The sequence below is a fragment of the Pseudomonas sp. T8 genome (assembly GCF_024610635.1).
In the GTDB taxonomy this organism is placed as follows: domain Bacteria; phylum Pseudomonadota; class Gammaproteobacteria; order Pseudomonadales; family Pseudomonadaceae; genus Aquipseudomonas; species Aquipseudomonas chlororaphis_I.
Map to the genome: position 1 here is coordinate 2,110,162 of NZ_CP102374.1, position 19,365 is coordinate 2,129,526.

The 19,365-nt window shown below is 63.6% G+C and carries 14 protein-coding genes; 8 read left to right on the top strand and 6 right to left on the bottom strand.

Annotation, left to right across the window (positions count from 1 at the left end; genetic code table 11):
• Nucleotides 1-64: 64 nt before the first annotated feature.
• Nucleotides 65-1,984, bottom strand: coding sequence for an ATP-binding cassette domain-containing protein (locus tag NRG23_RS09390; RefSeq protein WP_038631232.1), 1,920 nt, complete (start codon nucleotides 1,982-1,984; stop codon nucleotides 65-67).
• Nucleotides 1,985-2,197: 213 nt separating this feature from the next.
• Here NRG23_RS09390 and NRG23_RS09395 point away from each other — a divergent pair, with 213 nt between their 5' ends.
• Nucleotides 2,198-4,126 (top strand): transglycosylase SLT domain-containing protein, encoded by a 1,929-nt coding sequence (locus NRG23_RS09395; RefSeq protein WP_009047957.1) that lies wholly within the window; start codon nucleotides 2,198-2,200, stop codon nucleotides 4,124-4,126.
• 60 nt (nucleotides 4,127-4,186) lie between these two features.
• On the opposite strand, the gene NRG23_RS09400 is transcribed toward NRG23_RS09395, so the two are convergent.
• Nucleotides 4,187-5,962 (bottom strand): ABC transporter transmembrane domain-containing protein, encoded by a 1,776-nt coding sequence (locus tag NRG23_RS09400; protein ID WP_162473256.1) that lies wholly within the window; start codon nucleotides 5,960-5,962, stop codon nucleotides 4,187-4,189.
• Nucleotides 5,963-6,308: 346 nt separating this feature from the next.
• Between NRG23_RS09400 and NRG23_RS09405 the strand changes: the two genes are divergently transcribed.
• The gene (locus NRG23_RS09405; protein WP_007921326.1) at nucleotides 6,309-6,488 is read left to right on the top strand and encodes a PA1571 family protein; all 180 of its coding nucleotides are present in this window, start codon (nucleotides 6,309-6,311) and stop codon (nucleotides 6,486-6,488) included.
• Between the two features lie 80 nt (nucleotides 6,489-6,568).
• On the opposite strand, the gene pdxB is transcribed toward NRG23_RS09405, so the two are convergent.
• Nucleotides 6,569-7,714 carry a 4-phosphoerythronate dehydrogenase PdxB gene (pdxB, locus tag NRG23_RS09410; RefSeq protein ID WP_257374485.1) on the bottom strand — a complete coding sequence of 382 codons (1,146 nt, stop codon included), beginning with the start codon at nucleotides 7,712-7,714 and terminating at the stop codon, nucleotides 6,569-6,571.
• Nucleotides 7,715-7,893: 179 nt separating this feature from the next.
• On the opposite strand from pdxB, the gene NRG23_RS09415 reads away from it, so the two are divergent.
• A complete protein-coding gene (locus tag NRG23_RS09415; RefSeq protein WP_009047954.1) occupies nucleotides 7,894-9,300 on the top strand; it encodes an MATE family efflux transporter in 1,407 nt (468 codons plus the stop codon).
• Here NRG23_RS09415 and tusA read toward each other — a convergent pair.
• Together tusA and rlmM are read right to left on the bottom strand one after the other, a co-directional pair.
• Nucleotides 9,297-9,548, bottom strand: coding sequence for a sulfurtransferase TusA (tusA, locus tag NRG23_RS09420; RefSeq protein WP_007921329.1), 252 nt, complete (start codon nucleotides 9,546-9,548; stop codon nucleotides 9,297-9,299). The genes NRG23_RS09415 and tusA overlap by 4 nt on opposite strands.
• Nucleotides 9,549-9,627: 79 nt before the next feature.
• Nucleotides 9,628-10,701: a 23S rRNA (cytidine(2498)-2'-O)-methyltransferase RlmM gene (gene rlmM, locus NRG23_RS09425; RefSeq protein ID WP_009047953.1), complete on the bottom strand. Its 1,074-nt coding sequence runs from the start codon at nucleotides 10,699-10,701 to the stop codon at nucleotides 9,628-9,630.
• Between the two features lie 207 nt (nucleotides 10,702-10,908).
• Between rlmM and acnA the strand changes: the two genes are divergently transcribed.
• From acnA to NRG23_RS09440, 3 genes are all read left to right on the top strand, one after another.
• Nucleotides 10,909-13,650, top strand: a complete 2,742-nt coding sequence (acnA, locus tag NRG23_RS09430) for an aconitate hydratase AcnA (protein ID WP_038631225.1) — start codon at nucleotides 10,909-10,911, stop codon at nucleotides 13,648-13,650.
• A gap of 161 nt (nucleotides 13,651-13,811) precedes the next feature.
• A complete protein-coding gene (locus NRG23_RS09435; RefSeq protein WP_009047951.1) occupies nucleotides 13,812-14,603 on the top strand; it encodes a CPBP family intramembrane glutamic endopeptidase in 792 nt (263 codons plus the stop codon).
• A 169-nt stretch (nucleotides 14,604-14,772) separates the two neighbouring features.
• Nucleotides 14,773-16,338, top strand: a complete 1,566-nt coding sequence (locus NRG23_RS09440) for a PAS domain-containing methyl-accepting chemotaxis protein (RefSeq protein WP_257374487.1) — start codon at nucleotides 14,773-14,775, stop codon at nucleotides 16,336-16,338.
• 182 nt (nucleotides 16,339-16,520) lie between these two features.
• On the opposite strand, the gene NRG23_RS09445 is transcribed toward NRG23_RS09440, so the two are convergent.
• Nucleotides 16,521-17,219 (bottom strand): alpha/beta family hydrolase, encoded by a 699-nt coding sequence (locus tag NRG23_RS09445; RefSeq protein WP_257374489.1) that lies wholly within the window; start codon nucleotides 17,217-17,219, stop codon nucleotides 16,521-16,523.
• Between the two features lie 99 nt (nucleotides 17,220-17,318).
• On the opposite strand from NRG23_RS09445, the gene ccoN reads away from it, so the two are divergent.
• Entirely contained in the window at nucleotides 17,319-18,743 is a 1,425-nt protein-coding gene (ccoN, locus tag NRG23_RS09450; RefSeq protein ID WP_009047948.1) for a cytochrome-c oxidase, cbb3-type subunit I, read from the top strand.
• 10 nt (nucleotides 18,744-18,753) lie between these two features.
• Nucleotides 18,754-19,362, top strand: coding sequence for a cytochrome-c oxidase, cbb3-type subunit II (gene ccoO, locus NRG23_RS09455; RefSeq protein WP_007921349.1), 609 nt, complete (start codon nucleotides 18,754-18,756; stop codon nucleotides 19,360-19,362).
• Nucleotides 19,363-19,365 lie beyond the last annotated feature (3 nt).

Below are 19,365 nucleotides of genomic sequence, written 5' to 3' on the forward strand. Positions count from 1 at the left end.
GCCCGCACCGGCCCTGCAAAAAGCCCGACATGAATGTCGGGCTTTTTTATTGACGCCAGGTCACTCAGGCATCCAGCTCGGCCCAGCGCTCGACCATCACGTCCAGTTCAGCGTTGAGCTGTTCCAACTGGGCGATGACTGCCGTGGTCTCGGCCGCAGGACGCTGATAGAAGCCGGCGTCGGCCATCTCCGCTTCCGCGCTGGCGATCTGCTGCTCCATGGCTTCGATCTGGCCAGGCAACGCTTCGAGCTCCCGCTGCAACTTGTAGCTGAGCTTCTTCTTGACCGCAGGTGCTTCCTGTGCCGCAGCAGGTGCCGCTGCGACAGGCGCAACCACCGCCGAATTCAGCTCGGCCTTGCCGGACTTGTTCTCGGTCACGCCCAGCAGGCGTGGCGAACCGCCCTGGCGCAGCCAGTCCTGATAACCGCCGACGTATTCGCGAACCTTGCCTTCGCCTTCGAACACCAGGGTGCTGGTCACCACGTTATCGAGGAATGCCCGGTCGTGGCTGACCATCAGCACGGTGCCCTGGAAGGTCAGCAACACCTCTTCCAGCAGCTCGAGGGTTTCCACGTCCAGGTCGTTGGTCGGTTCGTCGAGCACCAGCAGGTTGGCCGGCTTGCTGAACAGCTTGGCCAGCAGCAGGCGGGCACGCTCGCCACCGGACAGCGCCTTGACCGGCGTGCGGGCACGCTGCGGGCTGAACAGGAAATCGCCCAGGTAGCTGAGCACGTGACGGCTCTGGCCATCGATATCGATAAAGTCGCGACCTTCGGCGACGTTGTCGATCACGGTCTTTTCCAGGTCCAGCTGGTGACGCAACTGGTCGAAGTACGCCACGTCGATACGCGTGCCCTCCTCGACCTTGCCGCTGCTCGGCACCAGGCCGCCCAGCATCAGCTTGAGCAGCGTGGTCTTGCCGGTGCCGTTGGCGCCGAGCAGGCCGATACGGTCGCCGCGCTGCAGGACCATGGAGAAATTCTTGACCAGGAATGGCCCGCCCGGATGAGCGAAGCTCACGTCTTCGAGCACCATGACCTGTTTGCCGGACTTGTCGGCGGTTTCCAGCTGGATATTGGCCTTGCCGGTACGCTCACGACGTTCGCTGCGCTCGACCCGCAGGGCCTTGAGGGCGCGCACGCGGCCTTCGTTACGGGTACGACGGGCCTTGATGCCTTGGCGAATCCAGACTTCTTCCTGGGCCAGGCGCTTGTCGAACAGCGCGTTGGCCGTCTCTTCGGCCGCCAGCACCGCTTCCTTGTGCACCAGGAAGCTGGCGTAGTCGCCGTTCCAGTCGATCAGCCCACCACGGTCCAGTTCGAGAATCCGGGTCGCCAGGTTCTGCAGAAAGGAACGGTCGTGGGTAATAAAAAGCACCGCGCCCTGGAAGTCCTTCAAAGCTTCTTCCAGCCAGGCGATGGCGCCGATATCCAGATGGTTGGTCGGCTCATCGAGCAGCAACAGGTCCGGTTCGGACACCAGGGCCTGGGCCAGCAGGACGCGACGACGCCAGCCACCGGACAACTCGGCGAGGGTCTTGTCGGCCGGCAGTTGCAGGCGGCTCAGGGTGCTGTCCACCAGCGTCTGCAAGCGCCAGCCATCACGGGCTTCGAGGTCGTGCTGGACGTGCATGAGCTTTTCCAGATCGGCATCGGTGACGATGTTCTGGCTCAGGTGGTGGTACTGCGCCAGCAGCTCGCCAACGCCATCGAGGCCCTGGGCGACGACGTCGAACACCGTCCGCTCGTCGGCCACTGGCAATTCCTGCGGCAATTCGCCGATTTTCAGACCGGGCGCGCGCCATACGGAACCGTCGTCGGGCTTCTGATCGCCCTTGACCAGCTTCAGCATGCTGGATTTGCCAGTGCCGTTACGACCGATGATGCACACCCGCTCACCACGGGCGATCTGCCAGGACACCTTGTCCAACAACGGCATAGCGCCGAACGCAAGGGACACATCGCTGAATTTGAGCAGGGTCATGAGCTTCTCCAAAAACCGGGCGCGCATTCTACCTGAGTTGAGGCCTTAGAAGGCCGGCATTTTCAATCCTGAAGCACCCTGAACAACATTTGCAGCGAACTGGCGACAAGAGGCCGGCAAAGCTTTCACCCGTTGCTGGCAAAAGGCTAAGCTAGGGAATAATCAGTGTTGGCATTGTCGGCACTTGTCATGATTTCTCTGCCCGGATGTCTCATGCGCAGTCGCCTTTTCAGTCTTTTGTCCTGCCTGCTTCTTTCTGCCTCTGCCGTGCACACCGCTCAGGCCGCGGACCTCTCACTCCAGCGTCAATATTACGATGAAGCCAAACGCGCCCTGGCCAAGGGCGACACCGGCCCGTATTTCCGCTACCGCCAGGTGCTCGCCGACTACCCGCTCGAGCCCTATCTGGCCTACGACGAACTGACCGCCCGGCTAAAGACCGCCAGCAACGCCGAGATCGAAAAATTTCTCCGTGAACACGGCGACCTGCCCCAGGCCAACTGGATGAGACTGCGCTGGTTGCGCTGGCTGGCCGAACGCGGCGACTGGGCCACCTTCGTCAAGTATTACGACCCCAAGCTCAACTTCACCGAGCTGGACTGCCTGAACGCGCAATACCAGCTGGGCCACAACCTCAAGGCCGAAGGTTACGCCGCCACCGACAAGCTCTGGCTCAGCGGCAAATCCCTGCCGGCCACCTGCGACGCGCTATTCGCCCAGTGGGCCGCCGAAGGCCAGTTGACTGAACAGAAGCGCTGGCAGCGCGCCAAGCTGGCCGCCGAAGCTCGCAACTATCCGCTGGCCAATAGCCTGGTCAAAAGCATGACCACCCTCGCCCCTCAGGGCCGGCTCTTGGTGGATGTTGCCCAGAAACCCGAGCTGCTCAGCCAGCCGTCGCGCTTCACTCCGGCCAGCGAAGCCATGTCCGATGTGGTCGGCCTGGGTCTGCGCCGCCTGGCCCGCCAGGATCCGGACAGGGCCATGGCCTTGCTCGACGGTTATGCCAGCAGCATGCACTTCTCCCGTGACGAAAAAGTGGCGATCGCCCGGGAAATCGGCCTGACCCTGGCGCGGCGCTTCGACAGCCGCGGCCTGGAGGTGATGACCAAATACGATCCCGAGCTGCGCGACAACACGGTCTCCGAATGGCGCCTGCGCCTGCTGCTGCGCCTGGCGCGCTGGGAAGATGCCTACCAGTTGACCCGCAAGCTGCCCCAGGACCTGGCGACCACCAACCGCTGGCGCTACTGGCAGGCGCGCAGCCTGGAACTGGCCGAGCCGCAGAACCCTCAGGCCCAGACCCTCTACAAGGGCCTGGCCAACGAGCGCGACTTCTATGGTTTCCTCGCGGCCGACCGCACCCAACTGCCTTATCAGTTGAACAACAAACCGCTGGTGCTCAGCCAGCAGGTGATCAACAAGGTGCGCAATACGCCGGGCGTGCGGCGCGCCCTGGAGTTCCATGCCCGCGGCCAGATCGTCGATGGCCGGCGTGAGTGGTACCACGTCAGCCGTCACTTCAGCCGTGACGAGATGGTCGCCCAGGCCAAGCTGGCCTACGACCTGAAATGGTACTTCCCAGCCATCCGCACCATCAGCCAGGCGAAGTACTGGGACGACCTGGATATTCGCTTCCCGATGGCCCACCGCGACACCCTGGTGCGCGAAGCCAAGGTCCGTGGCCTGCACTCGAGCTGGATATTCGCGATCACCCGCCAGGAAAGCGCGTTCATGGACGACGCTCGCTCGGGCGTCGGCGCGGCCGGTCTGATGCAACTGATGCCTGGCACCGCGAAGGAAACCGCGCGCAAGTTCAGCATCCCGCTGGCCTCGCCGCAGCAAGTGCTGAACCCGGACAAGAACATCCAGCTCGGTGCCGCCTACCTGAGCCAGGTGCACAGCCAGTTCAACGGCAACCGGGTGCTCGCGTCCGCCGCCTACAACGCCGGCCCCGGTCGCGTGCGCCAATGGCTCAGGGGCGCCGACCACCTGAGTTTCGACGTCTGGGTCGAGAGTATTCCGTTCGATGAAACCCGCCAGTACGTGCAGAACGTGCTGTCCTACTCGGTGATCTACGGCCAGAAACTCAATTCGCCACAGCCACTGGTGGATTGGCATGAGCGGTATTTCGACGATCAGTAAGCGATAACGCCCAATAAAAATGCCCGCAGCGATGCGGGCATTTTTGTTTCCCGCGCGGGCTCAGGAGGCAGCCTGGCCATCGCTGAATTGTAACGCCGCCAGACGCGCATACAGCGGATTGCTGGCGATCAACTCCTGGTGGGTACCCACCGCCACCAGCCGCCCCTGATCCATCACCGCGATCCGGTCGGCATTTTTCACCGTGGCCAGGCGATGGGCGATCACCAGGGTGGTGCGATTCTTCATCAGGCTCGGCAAGGCCTGCTGGATCAAATGCTCGCTCTGGGCATCCAGGGCGCTGGTGGCCTCATCCAGCAACAGGATCGGCGCATCCACCAGTAGCGCCCGGGCAATCGCCAGGCGCTGGCGCTGGCCGCCGGAAAGCCCCAGCCCCGCATCGCCGAGATGGGTCTGGTAACCCTCGGGCATTTTCTCGATGAAGTCATGGGCGTAGGCGATCCTTGCCGCCTCCCTGACCTGCTCCGGGGTGGCCGAGGGTTTGCCATAACGAATGTTCTCCTCGATGCTGCCGAAGAACAGCGCCGGGCTTTGCGACACCAGGGCAAAACAGCGCCGCACGTCCTGCGGGTCGAGCCGGGTCAAGGGCACGCCATCGAGCAGGATGCGTCCCTGCTCCGGGTCATAGAAGCGCAGCAGCAGATCATAGATGGTCGACTTGCCCGCCCCCGACGGCCCGACCAGCGCCAGGGTTTCCCCCTCGCGGACCGTCAGGCTCAGGCCATCGACGGCATAACTGTCCGGACGTGATGGATAAGAAAAGCGCAGGTTCTCCAGCACCAGCTCGCCCCGCACCCGCTCGGGCAAGCTGGCCAGGCCGTCGCTCGGCGGCTGGATCAGGTTTTCCGAACGCAGCAACTCGGCAATCCGCTCCGCCGCGCCGGCAGCCCGTTGCAGCTCGCCGATCACTTCGCTCAGGGTGCCGAAGGCACTGCCGACGATCAGGCTGTAGAAGACAAAGGCCGCCAGCTCGCCACTGGAAATGCGCCCGGCGATCACATCCATGCCGCCGACCCAGAGCATCACCCCGACCGCGCCCAGCACCAGCACGATCACCAGGGTGATCAGCCAGGCACGCTGGACGATACGCCGGCGTGCGGTGTTGAACGCCTCCTCCACCGTCAGGGCGAAACGCCGCTCATCCTGGGGCTGGTGGTTATAGGCCTGGACGGTCTTGATCTGGCCCAGGGTTTCCGCCACGTAACTGCCGACATCGGCGATACGGTCCTGGCTCAAGCGTGACAAGCTACGCACCCGGCGACCGAAAATCAGGATCGGCACCAACACCAGGGGCAAGGCGATCACCACGATGCTGGTGAGCTTGGGGTTGGTGACGAATAGCAGCACGATGCCGCCGATGACCATCAGCGCATTGCGCAAAAACAGCGAGAGCGACGAGCCGATCACCGATTGCAGCAAGGTGGTGTCGGCGGTCAGCCGCGACTGGATCTCCGAGCTGCGATTGTTCTCATAGAAGCCCGGGTGCAGGTAGATCAGATGGTTGAACACCTGCCGACGGATATCCGCCACGCAGCGCTCGCCAATCCACGACACCAGGTAGAAACGCACGAACGTCCCCACCGCCAGCCCCAGCACCAGCAGCAGAAACAGGCCGATGGACTGGTTGAGCAGGTCCGGTGATCCGGTCATGAAGCCCTGGTCCACCAACAGGCGGATGCCCTGCCCCATGGACAGGGTGATGCCCGCGGTCACCACCAGCGCCAGCAATGCCCCCAGGGCCTGCCAGCGATAAGGCGCGATGAAACGACTGGCCAGGCGAATCGCCCGGCGTTGACGCGAAGAAAGCATGAAGTTCATCCGGAAGCACACCTGGGAACGGCCCCGCCCCATCCACCGTTGCCTGATCCAGCAGCGCGATGAGGCGAAGCCCTGTTTGTCGGAACCGATTTCCTGGAGCCTGTTTTTCTGGAACCTTCTTTTCCTGGAACTTAGGTAAATCACAATGAGTCAGGTTAATTATGTCCGCTGACACTAGAGCCTAGATGCTATTGGTCTAAGGTCCGAGTGGAAGTCCACAGGCATTTCTGTTGGACTGAGGACTCCCCGGATAGAAAACGCCGTAGTGGGACCTTGCAGGGAGTTGTCACAGCTTGGTCACCTGGCGGTTTTAAAGTAAGCGCACAACCTGATGAGGAGACAGGCCATGTCCTTGCAAAACAGCAGCAATGACAAGATTGAAGTGATTCGTACCCACCCCGACCAGTCTCTGGGATGCGCCATCATCGACGCTCAGGGTCGCGAAGTACCGATCACCGAAGACATGATCCAGAACGCCTGCCGCGAACTGGAAAAGCGACTGGTCAAGCCTGCGCAGCAAGATTGACGCATAGCCTCACGTCCTCTTGACCCGGCCCTGAAGCCGGGTTTTTTATGCCTGCCGGAAACGACCTGACCAAGACCCAATCAACGAACCGACACCGCGCCCAAGGCCGATACGATCTGCTGCAAGCCTGGCGCTTCACCCTGGATACGCACGGCCAGCCCATCGATTTCACGTCGTGGCGGATAGCCCTTGCGCAACGCATCGAAGGCCGCGCGCTGCTCGGCCACGCTGCCCACCAGGCTGCGGCGGAAATCCGCATCGTCGCGCCGCGGGTCGTAGACCGCCCGACAGATCATCGCCAGGGACCAGGCTGGGTCGCTATTGGCATCGAGACTCACCTCCGACAGCCATGGCCGAGGCAGCAGGTCGCGCAAATGAATCGCTTGCGGCTGCCCAAGGTAATCGCAGAGCGCCTGATAGATCTGCGCCGTCCCGCGCTGCCGGCCATCGAGGCTGTAACCGGCGATATGCGGCGTGGCCAGCACACAGAGGTCAGCCAGGGCCACATCGACCTGGGGTTCGCCTTCCCAGACATCCAGCACCGCCTGCAAGTCTTCGCGCTCGAGCAACACCTCGCGCAGGGCGCTGTTATCCACCACCGCGCCACGGCTGGCGTTGATCAGCCAGGCGCCGGGGCGCAGCTGGCGCAGGCGCTGCTTGTCCAGCAGATGCCAGGTCGGCAGCTCGCCGGCCTTGGTCAAGGGGGTGTGCAGGCTGATGACGTCGCACTGGGCGAGGATCTGTTCCAGGCTGACATAGTCGCCACCTTCCGCCACCTGCCGTGGCGGGTCGCAGACCAGGACTTTCCAGCCCAGGCCGCGCAACACCTCGATCAGCCGTCCACCGACCTCGCCCGCGCCCACCACGCCGTACGTGCGTTGCGTCAGGTCGGCGCCTTCGATTTCCGCCAGGGTCAGCAGGCTGCCCAGCACATAGTCGACCACCCCGCGTGCGTTGCAGCCCGGCGCGCTGGACCAGCGAATGCCCGCCTCGTGGAAATACTCGAGGTCCAGGTGATCGGTACCAATGGTGCAGGTCCCGACAAACCGTACCTGGCTATCCTCGAGCAAGGCGCGACTGACCTGGGTCACCGAACGCACCAGCAGCACATCGGCGCCCTCGATGGCGGCGCGGTCGATGGCCCGCCCCGGGAAACGGCGGATTTCGCCGAAGCCGGCAAAAAAGGCATCGAGCAGGGGAATATTTTCGTCGGCAACAATCAGCATGGCAGGCTCCTTTCGCGGAGCCGCAGTTTAGGCGTAGAAGGCCATTTTCGGCCAGCGAGCAATCCATCCCGCCGGGCGCCGCCAGCACTTACAAATCGACAACAGAGGTTTTTTCCTGACTCATCCGTCAATGCGTAGAATACGCCGCCCTGCGCATCAACCCTGTGGACGCTTCGCCTGTGAATTCCGTGACCGATACCCCTGCCACCTCCCTCAACCGCCCGGCCCGGGTGCGCCTTGAACTGCGCAGCCTGCTGGCCCTGTCCTTGCCGATCATGATCGCGCAGCTGGCGACCACGGCCATGGGCTTCGTCGATGCGGTGATGGCCGGCCGGTACAGCCCACGGGACCTGGCGGCGGTGGCGCTGGGCAACTCGATCTGGATCCCGGTGTTCCTGTTGATGACCGGCACCCTGCTGGCCACCACGCCCAAGGTGGCCCAGCGGGTCGGCGCCGGCACCTATGGCGAGATCGGCCCGATCGTGCGCCAGGCGCTGTGGCTGGCCCTGGCGGTCGGCCTGAGCGCCAGCCTGATCCTGATCAATGCCGAGCCGGTGCTGCACCTGATGAAGGTCGACCCGACGCTGATCGGCCCCTGCATGGAATACCTGCACGGCATCGCCAGCGGCCTGCCGGCGGTGGCGCTGTATTACGTATTGCGTTGCTGCAGCGACGCCCTGGGGCGCACCCGGCCGAGCATGGTCATCGGCCTGTTCGGCCTGGCCCTGAACATCCCCATCAACTACGTGTTCATTTATGGCCACTTCGGCGTGCCGGCCATGGGCGGCGTCGGTTGCGGCTGGGCCACGGCTATCGTGATGTGGGCAATGATGCTGGCCATGGCGGGCTGGACCCGCTGGGCCCCGGCCTACCAGAGCAGCCAGCTGTTCAAGCGTTTCGACTGGCCGCAGTGGGCGGTGATCAAGCGCCTGCTGAGCGTCGGCCTGCCGATCGGCATCGCGGTGTTCGCCGAATCGAGCATCTTCGCGGTGATCGCCCTGCTGATCGGCAGCCTCGGCGCTACGGTGGTGGCCGGGCACCAGATCGCCCTGAACATCAGCTCCCTGCTGTTCATGATTCCGTATTCTCTGGGGATGGCGGTCACGGTGCGGGTCGGCCAGGCCCTGGGCGCCGGCAATCCATACCAGGCGCGCTTCGCCGCCGGCGTCGGCCTGGGCGCGGCGCTGGCCTTCGCCCTGTTCTCCGCGAGCCTGATCCTGCTGCTGCGTGAGTCCATCGCCTCGATCTACACCCCGGACACCGCGGTGATCCAGGTGGCGGCGATGCTGATCGTGTACGCCGCGCTCTACCAGTTCTCCGACGCGATCCAGGTGATCTGCGCAGGCGCGCTGCGTGGCTACCAGGACACCCGGGTGACCATGGTCCTGACGCTGCTCGCCTACTGGGGTATCGGTTTGCCGGTGGGTTATGTGCTGGGGCTGACCGACTGGTTCGGCCCTGCCAGCGGCCCGAGCGGGCTGTGGGAAGGTTTGATTGCCGGCCTGAGCTGCGCGGCGCTGATGCTGTCGATCCGCCTGGCGCGCAGCGCGCGCAAGCGAATCCGCATCAGCCGGGCGGCGGGTTAACCGGACTTCTTGCGAATCCAATACAGATAGGTGCCGGCCTCTTCCTGCTGGGCGACCAGCTCATGGTCGAGGAACACGCAGAACTTGGGGATGTCGCGGCGGGTCGAGGGATCGGTGGCGATCACCTTGAGCAGGCCGCCGGGCTGCAGGTCACGAATATGCTGGTGCAGCATCATGACCGGCTCCGGGCAATTGAGCCCGGTGGCATCCAGCGTGCCGTCGACCGGCGTATCGATGATTTGACTCATAACTCACTCCTGGAACTGGCCGGCATTGTCGCGCAATGCCGGCATCGACGCTATCTGTGACATTGCGCCGCAACTGAGCTCAACGGGCCTTGGCCTTCTTTTCATCCAGCCGGCGCAGGTGGCAGGTCACTTCTTCACGGTCGTGGTACAGCTGCTTGCAGCCGATCGCCACGCGAATGCCACGGGCCTTGAAGCCGTCTTCGATCCGTTCGAGCAAACGCTTCACTTCCGCGTAACGCTGCTTCATCGGCAGCTTCAGGTTGACCACCGCTTCGCGGCAGTGCCCCTCGCCGATCCAGGTTTCCAGCAAGGCAGCGTTGCGCGCCGGTTTCTCGACGATGTCGCAGACCATCCAGTCCACCGGCTGCTTGGGCTTGAAGGTGAAACCGTCGGCCATCAGGTGCTGCACCAGGCCGGTGTCCATCAGGCTTTCGGCCATCGGCCCGTTGTCGACAGCGGTGACCAGCATGCCGCGGTTGACCAGTTGCCAGGTCCAGCCACCCGGGGCGGCACCGAGGTCGACGCCGGTCATGTCGCCGTGCAGGCGCTCGTCCCACTGATCGCGAGGAATGAAGTGGTGCCAGGCCTCCTCCAGCTTCAGGGTCGAGCGGCTGGGCGCTTCACGAGGGAACTTCAAGCGCGGAATGCCCATCGGCCACATGGCCGAATTGCCGGCATCGGCCAGGCCGACAAACACCTCTCGGCCGCTTTTGAAGGTCAGCAGCAAGCGTGGCTTGCCGGCATCGTCCACCAGCTTGCCGGCCGCCGTCAGCGCCTTGCGCAGTGGCGCTTCGAATTTCTTGCAGAAGTTCGACAGTTCTTTGCCGTCATTGGTATCCAGCACTTCCAGCCACAGGCTGCCGCAGGTCGGGAAACTCGCCAGATGGGCCAGGATCACGCTGATGCGGTCGGTTTCCGGCAGATCGACGAAGACGCCCCGCGCCCACTGTCGCGGAAAGATCAGCTCGGCAAAACGCAGCTCGCGCATCAGGCGCTCGGCGCCGTCTTCTTCGCTGCACACAAACTCGGCACAGGCGGTGCTCGGCTTGGCCTTGGCGTACCCGGCCACGTTCAGGCGCGCGGCATGGTCGGCGATCTCGGAGCAGACTTCGCCTTCGAAGCCCGGCCGGCAGTGCATAAAGAGGGTGTTCATCGAATCTCCTGGGCAATTGGCAATGAATCATGCGCAAACCCGCTGTAGCAAAGCCTGTCACGAAAACCGGCGCATGATAGCCGAGTTCGGAACCTTGGACTTGTCCATAGAGTCCAGTTATTAGCCAGCTACTGAAAACAGGGCTAGCTTAAGAGCTCTGCCCTTCCCGTCAGGTCCGTAGCCGTGCGGACCAAAAGGAGTGATTCAATGCCGTCCCTCGATAGCCTGAAAACCCTTAAAACATTAAAAGTCGACGACAAGACCTACCACTACTTCAGCCTGCCAGAAGCCGCCAAGCACCTAGGCGATCTCGACAAGCTGCCGATGTCGTTGAAAGTCCTGCTGGAAAACCTGCTGCGCTGGGAAGACGAAAAGACCGTCACCGGCGCCGACCTCAAGGCCCTCGCCGCCTGGCTCAAGGAGCGTCGCTCGGATCGCGAGATCCAGTACCGCCCGGCGCGGGTGCTGATGCAGGACTTCACCGGCGTGCCGGCGGTGGTCGACCTGGCGGCCATGCGCGCGGCCATGGCCAAGGCCGGCGGCGACCCGCAACGCATCAACCCGCTGTCGCCGGTGGACCTGGTGATCGACCACTCGGTGATGGTCGACAAGTTCGGCAGCAACACCGCCTTCGAACAGAACGTCGACATTGAAATGCAGCGCAATGGCGAACGTTATGCCTTCCTGCGCTGGGGCCAGAGCGCCTTCGACAACTTCAGCGTAGTGCCGCCCGGCACCGGCATCTGCCACCAGGTCAACCTGGAATACCTGGGCCGCACGGTCTGGACCAAGGACGAAGACGGCCGCACCTACGCCTTCCCCGACACCCTGGTCGGCACCGACTCCCACACCACCATGATCAACGGCCTCGGCGTGCTCGGCTGGGGCGTGGGCGGCATCGAGGCCGAGGCGGCGATGCTCGGCCAGCCGGTGTCGATGCTGATCCCGGAAGTCATAGGTTTCAAACTGACCGGCAAGCTCAAGGAAGGCATCACCGCCACCGACCTGGTGCTGACCGTCACCCAGATGCTGCGCAAGAAAGGCGTGGTCGGCAAATTCGTCGAGTTCTATGGCGACGGCCTGGCCGACCTGCCGCTGGCCGACCGCGCCACCATCGCCAACATGGCCCCGGAGTACGGCGCCACCTGCGGCTTCTTCCCGGTGGATGACGTCACCTTGGAATACCTGCGCCTGTCCGGCCGCCCGGACGCCGTGGTGAAACTGGTGGAGGCCTACAGCAAGATCCAGGGCCTATGGCGCCTGCCGGGCAAGGAGCCGGTGTTCACCGACAGCCTGGCGCTGGACATGGGTACGGTGGAAGCCAGCCTCGCCGGGCCGAAGCGGCCGCAGGACCGGGTCTCGCTGCCGAACGTCGGCCAGGCCTTCACTGACTTTCTCGATCTGCAGTTCAAGCCCACCAGCAAGGAGGAAGGCCGCCTGGAAAGCGAAGGCGGTGGTGGCGTGGCCGTGGGCAGCGCCGACCTGATAGGCGAAGTCGATTACGCCCACAATGGCCAGACCTATCGCCTGAAAAACGGCGCGGTGGTGATCGCCGCTATTACCTCCTGCACCAACACCTCCAACCCCAGCGTGATGATGGCCGCCGGCCTGGTGGCGAAAAAGGCCGTGGAAAAAGGCTTGAAGCGCAAGCCCTGGGTGAAGAGTTCGCTGGCCCCGGGCTCGAAAGTGGTCACCGACTACTACAAGGCCGCCGGGTTGACCCAATACCTCGACGCCCTGGGTTTCGACCTGGTGGGTTACGGCTGCACCACCTGCATCGGCAACTCCGGCCCCTTGCCGGAGCCGATCGAGAAAGCCATCCAGAAAGCCGACCTGACCGTCGCCTCGGTGCTGTCCGGCAACCGCAACTTCGAAGGCCGCGTGCACCCGCTGGTGAAAACCAACTGGCTGGCCTCGCCGCCGCTGGTGGTCGCCTACGCCCTGGCCGGCAGCGTGCGCATCGATATCAGCCGCGAGCCGCTGGGCGAAGGCAAGGACGGCAAGCCGGTCTACCTGCGCGACATCTGGCCGAGCAGCCAGGAAATCGCCGAGGCGGTCACCCAAGTCAACACCCGGATGTTCCACAAGGAATACGCCGAGGTATTCGCCGGCGACGCCCAGTGGCAAGCCATCGAAGTACCGCAGGCCGCGACCTATGTGTGGCAGGCGGACTCCACCTATATCCAGCACCCACCCTACTTCGATGACATCTCCGGCCCCCTGCCGGTGATCAAGGATGTGACGGGCGCGCGGATCCTGGCGCTGCTGGGCGACTCGGTGACCACCGACCACATCTCCCCGGCCGGCAACATCAAGGCCGACAGCCCAGCCGGCCGCTACCTGCGCGAGCAAGGCGTGGAACCGCGGGACTTCAACTCCTACGGTTCACGTCGCGGCAACCATCAGGTGATGATGCGCGGCACCTTCGCCAACATCCGCATCCGCAACGAAATGCTCGGCGGCGAGGAAGGCGGCAACACTCTGTACATCCCCACCGGCGAGAAACTGGCGATCTATGACGCGGCCATGCGTTACCAGCAAGCGGGCACGCCGCTGGTGGTGATCGCCGGCCAGGAATACGGCACCGGCTCCAGCCGCGACTGGGCGGCCAAGGGCACCAACCTGCTGGGGGTCAAGGCAGTGATCGCCGAGAGCTTCGAGCGCATCCACCGCTCCAACCTGGTGGGCATGGGTGTGCTGCCGCTGCAGTTCAAGCTCGACCAGAACCGCAAGAGCCTGAACCTGACTGGCAAGGAAACCTTGGATATCCAGGGCCTGACCGGCGTCGAACTGACGCCGCGGATGAACCTGACCCTGGTGATCACCCGCGAGGATGGCAGCCAGGAAAAGGTCGAGGTGCTGTGCCGCATCGACACCCTGAACGAAGTGGAATACTTCAAGTCCGGCGGGATCCTGCACTACGTCCTGCGACAGCTGATCGCCGCATAACGCCTTGCCGCAAAACCAACACCGCCTCCGGGCGGTGTTTTTGTTTCACTTATTCATCGCCCATGCCTCGTTATACTGGCCCCCCGTTCGTTCTATCCAGTAACCGCTGACGCAGGTGGCGCGAGCGGCTGATTCCATTCTTTTCGCAACAAGGATTTCACATGACTGTTCTGCCATGGATGTACCTGGCACTTCTCTCCATTGGTTACGCCCTGGCCCTGAGCTACGGCCAACTGGGCCTGCTGGCGGCGGTTTCCGTCGCCTTGCTGCTGTGCGCGGGCTTTGCCGTGCGCCAGCAGAAAAGCCCATACGCGCGCTACCTGGGGCACGGCCTGTTCGTGGTGCTGGCCCTGGCGCTGGCGATGCACTGGCTGCCCGGTTTCTACAATGGTCGGGCGATCGGCCCGGAACGCTTCACCGCCGACGCCGTGCCGTTTTCCATGTACCTGAACCAGGACAAGCCGCTGATCGGCTTCTGGCTGTTGCTGGTCTGCCCCTGGATCATCGGCCGGCGTTCGCTGCGCCTGTCCCTCTACACCACCGCCCTGGCCTTGACCCTGACCGCACTGGCGGCCCTGGGCGGCGCGGTGTTGCTGGGCATCATCGACTGGGCGCCGAAATGGCCGGATCAGGCCTGGCTGTGGGTGTTGAACAACCTGCTGCTGGTCACCCTGGTGGAAGAAGCGCTGTTTCGTGGCTACATTCAGGGCGGCCTGAGCCGTCGCTTCAAGCATCTGCCCTATGGCGAAAACCTGGCGCTGATGTGCGCGGCCCTGCTGTTCGGCCTGGTGCATGTGGGCGCCGGCTGGCAATGGTGGCTGCTGGCGAGCATCGCCGGGGTCGGTTACGGCCTGGCCTACCGCTTTGGCGGCCTGGGTGCCGCGGTGGCCACCCATTTCGGTCTGAACCTGCTGCACTTCGGGCTGTTCACCTACCCGATGCTCGCGGGTTGACCCTGGCCAAGCCGGGGCTCCTTGAACGGGCCTCGGCTTCGCCGCCCCCTCGCGCCACCTTGCAGAATCAGCTCTCTGTCAATGAGGCACTTCTCAAATTCCAGAAAAAAACTTCAACAATTGGCGAAGACCGCCGACAACCTATCAAAGCCTTGCGGATAGAAAAACCATGCGTAACAACCAGCCCGTCACCCAGCGCGAACGTACCTTTCCGGCTCAGCAACGGTTGATCTCCACCACCGATGCCAAAGGCGTGATCACCTACTGCAACGATGCCTTCGTTGAAATCAGCGGGTTTTCTCGTGAGGAACTGGTCCGCGCACCGCACAACCTGGTCCGTCACCCCGACGTTCCGGCCGCGGTGTTCGCGCATATGTGGGCCACCCTGAAACAAGGCTTGCCATGGATGGGCATTGTCAAGAATCGCTGCAAGACCGGTGACCACTACTGGGTCAACGCCTACGTGACACCGGTCTTCGAAGGTCAGCAAGTGGTCGGCTACGAGTCGGTGCGGGTCAAGCCCACCGCCGAGCAGATCCGTCGGGCCGAAGCGCTTTACCAACGCATCAACCAGGGCAAGTCGGCGATTCCGAAACGCGACAAATGGCTGCCGGTGCTCCAGGACTGGCTGCCGTTCATCCTGGTCAGCCAGCTGAGCTTCCTGATTGGCGTCTGGCTCAACTCTTCCTGGGGCTTTGCCCTCGCCGCCGGCCTTTCCGTGCCGCTCGGCCTGCTCGGGCTGAGCTGGCAACAGCGCGGCCTCAAGCGCTTGCTGCGCCTGGCCGAACAGACCACCTCCGACCCGCTGATCGCCCAGATGTACACCGACAGCCGTGGCGCCCAGGCGCGTCTGGAGATGTCGATCCTCAGCCAGGAAGCCCGCCTGAAAACCTGCCTGACTCGTCTGCAGGACACCGCCGAGCACCTCAACGAGCAGGCGCGGCAGTCCGACACCCTGGCGCACAACAGCTCCAGCGGCCTGGAACGCCAGCGTGTGGAAACCGAACAGGTGGCCACCGCGGTCAACCAGATGGCCGCCACCACCCAGGAAGTGGCCAGCCACGTGCAGCGCACCGCCGACGCCACCCAGGAGGCCAACCGCCTCACCGGGCGTGGGCGCGACATCGCCGGGGAAACCCGCGAAGCGATCCAGCGCCTGTCGGTGGTAGTGGGCGAAACCGGCCTGACTGTGACCCAGCTGGCCAAGGACAGCGACGAAATCGGCGGCGTGGTCGATGTGATCAAGGGCATCGCCGACCAGACCAACCTGCTGGCGTTGAACGCGGCCATCGAAGCGGCGCGTGCCGGGGAAATGGGTCGCGGCTTCGCGGTGGTGGCCGACGAGGTTCGCCAACTGGCGCAACGCACCAGCGAGTCCACCGGCCAGATCCACAACCTGATCGCCAAGCTCCAGCAAACCGCCAGCACGGCGGTGCAGACCATGGACGCCGGGCATCGTCAGGCCGAGGAAGGCGTGGCCTGGGTGCTGGAAGCCGACCAGGCACTGGTGGGGATCAGCGAAGCGGTGGCCAACATCACCGACATGACCACCCAGATCGCCGCCGCCACCGAAGAACAAAGCGCGGTGGCCGAAGAGATCAGCCGCAACATCAGCACCATTGCCCAACTGGCCGACCAGACCTCGGAACAGGCCCAGCATTCGGCGCAACTCAGCGAAGAGCTGACCCGCACCGCCAACACGCAGTACTCGTTGGTCGAACGCTTCAACCGCTAAGCCGCAAAACAAAAAACCCGGAAGGTTTGCCTTCCGGGTTTTTTATTGCCTTTTTCCAGCCCCGCGCACCCTGTAGGAGCGAAGCTTGCTCGCGATACGGCCTGGCAGTCGCCACCGTTGTCGCCTTGAAAAACAATCGCGAGCAATCGAACGTCGACCGGCTGCTCCTACAGAAGAGTCGTTCAGCCAGTCAGACCGCGCAAAACCTCGGCAACCTTCCGCGCGGCCGCCTCCAGGTGCTGCTCATGGGTGAAGCCGGAGGCCTTGAGTGGTTTCAGGTCATGGTCGGCGGCCGCCAGCCAGAACAGTTCGATAGCCGGCGCCAGCGCATAGGCTTCGACCGCCTCGCGGTTACCCAGGGCGTCGCGCTCGCCCTGGACGATCAGGGTCCTGGTGCGCAATTCGGCCAGGTGGGCGACCCGCGGTTTCTCCGACTTGCCGGCGGCATAAAACGGATACCCCAGGCACACCAGCGCATCGGCGCCCAGCTCGTCGGCCAGCAAACTGGCCATGCGCCCGCCCATGGACTTGCCGCCAATGGCCAGCCGCCCAGCGACATGAGGTCGCACCTGGGCATATACCTCGCGCCAGCACTCCAGCAGCTTCGGCGCCGGGTTAGGCGGCCGTTTGCCACCATCGAGGCGACGCTGGGCCATGTAGGGAAACTCGAAGCGCAGGACGTTGACCCCATGCGCCGCAAGGCGTGCGGCCATGTCGTTCATGAAAGCACTGTCCATCGGCGCGCCGGCGCCATGGGCCAGGATCAGGGTCAGGGGTTCGCCGGCCAGCGGCTGCTGCGCGACATCCCAGAGCCAGCCACATTCCCGCACGCACTGCGCCCATTGATCCCCGTCAATAACAGCCCCTTGCCGTTTGCCCATGCTTACCTCGCTTTTAGTCTGCCTATAACTCCAGAAGAAGTGAGCGCGCCTTGCCGTGCGCAGTCGCTTTCACTTCAGCTGAACCGTGGATGGGGAACCATGAACACTTCTATCAGTACCGCCTACAACTACAAGGTGGTCCGCCAATTCGCCATTATGACGGTGGTGTGGGGCATCGTCGGCATGGGGCTCGGGGTTTTTCTCGCTGCCCAGTTGGTCTGGCCCGAACTCAACTTCAACCTGCCCTGGACCAGTTTCGGTCGCCTGCGCCCGCTGCACACCAACGCGGTGATCTTCGCCTTCGGTGGCTGCGCACTGTTCGCCAGCTCCTTCTACTCGGTGCAACGCACCTGCCAGACCCAGCTGTTCGCGCCGAAAATCGCCGCGTTCTGCTTCTGGGGCTGGCAGCTTGTCATCCTCCTGGCGGCCATCAGCCTGCCGCTGGGCTACACCAGTTCCAAGGAATACGCCGAGCTGGAATGGCCGATCGACATCCTCATCACCATCGTCTGGGTGGCCTACGCCATCGTGTTCTTCGGCACGGTGATGAAGCGCAACACCAAGCACATCTACGTCGGCAACTGGTTCTTCGGCGGTTTCATCATCACCGTGGCCATCCTGCACATCGTCAACAACCTGGAGCTGCCGGTCAGCCTGACCAAGTCCTACTCGCTGTATGCCGGTGCGACCGACGCCATGGTCCAGTGGTGGTACGGCCACAACGCGGTGGGTTTCTTCCTGACCGCGGGCTTCCTGGGGATGATGTACTACTTCGTGCCCAAGCAGGCCGAACGTCCGGTGTATTCCTATCGCCTGTCCATCGTGCACTTCTGGGCACTGATCACCCTGTACATCTGGGCCGGCCCGCACCACCTGCACTACACCGCGCTGCCGGACTGGGCACAGTCGCTGGGCATGGTGATGTCGCTGATCCTGCTGGCGCCCAGCTGGGGCGGCATGATCAACGGCATGATGACCCTCTCGGGGGCCTGGCATAAGTTGCGCACCGATCCGATCCTGCGCTTTTTGGTGGTGTCCCTGGCGTTCTACGGCATGTCGACCTTCGAAGGTCCGATGATGGCGATCAAGACCGTCAACGCCCTCTCCCACTACACCGACTGGACCATCGGCCACGTCCACGCCGGCGCCCTGGGCTGGGTAGCGATGATCTCCATCGGCGCGCTGTACCACATGATCCCGAAAGTCTTCGGTCGTGAGCAGATGCACAGCATCGGCCTGATCAACGCGCACTTCTGGCTGGCCACTATCGGCACCGTGCTCTACATCGCTTCGATGTGGGTCAACGGCATCGCCCAGGGCCTGATGTGGCGCGCGGTCAACGAAGACGGGACGCTGACCTACTCCTTCGTCGAAACCCTGGTGGCCAGCCATCCGGGCTTTATCGTGCGCTTCGCCGGTGGCGCGATCTTCCTCTTCGGCATGTTGCTGATGGCCTACAACACCTGGCGCACCGTACGCGCAGCCCAGCCTGCCGAAATCACCGCCGCTGCGCAGATGGCCTGAGGAGTCCGCCATGAAACACGAAGTCATCGAGAAAAACGTCGGCCTGCTGATGCTGCTGATGGTGTTTGCCGTGAGCATCGGCGGTCTGACCCAGATCGTCCCGCTGTTCTTCCAGGACGTCACCAACAAGCCGGTGGAAGGCATGAAGCCCTACACCGCCCTGCAGCTGGAAGGCCGCGATATCTACATCCGCGAAGGCTGCGTCGGCTGCCACTCGCAGATGATCCGTCCGTTCCGCGCCGAAACCGAACGCTACGGCCACTACTCGGTCGCCGGTGAAAGCGTCTGGGACCACCCGTTCCTGTGGGGCTCCAAGCGTACCGGTCCGGACCTGGCCCGGGTCGGCGCCCGCTACTCCGACGACTGGCACCGCGCGCACCTGTACAACCCGCGCAACGTGGTGCCCGAGTCGAAGATGCCGGCCTACCCATGGCTGGTCACCCAGCAGGTCGACAGCAGCCACACCGAAACCAAGCTGCGTGCCATGCGCACCCTCGGCGTGCCGTACAACGACGATGATATCGCCGGCGCCGTCGCTTCCCTCAAGGGCAAGACCGAGATGGATGCCCTGGTCGCCTACCTGCAAGTGCTTGGCACTGCGATCAAGAGCAAGAGGTGAGCC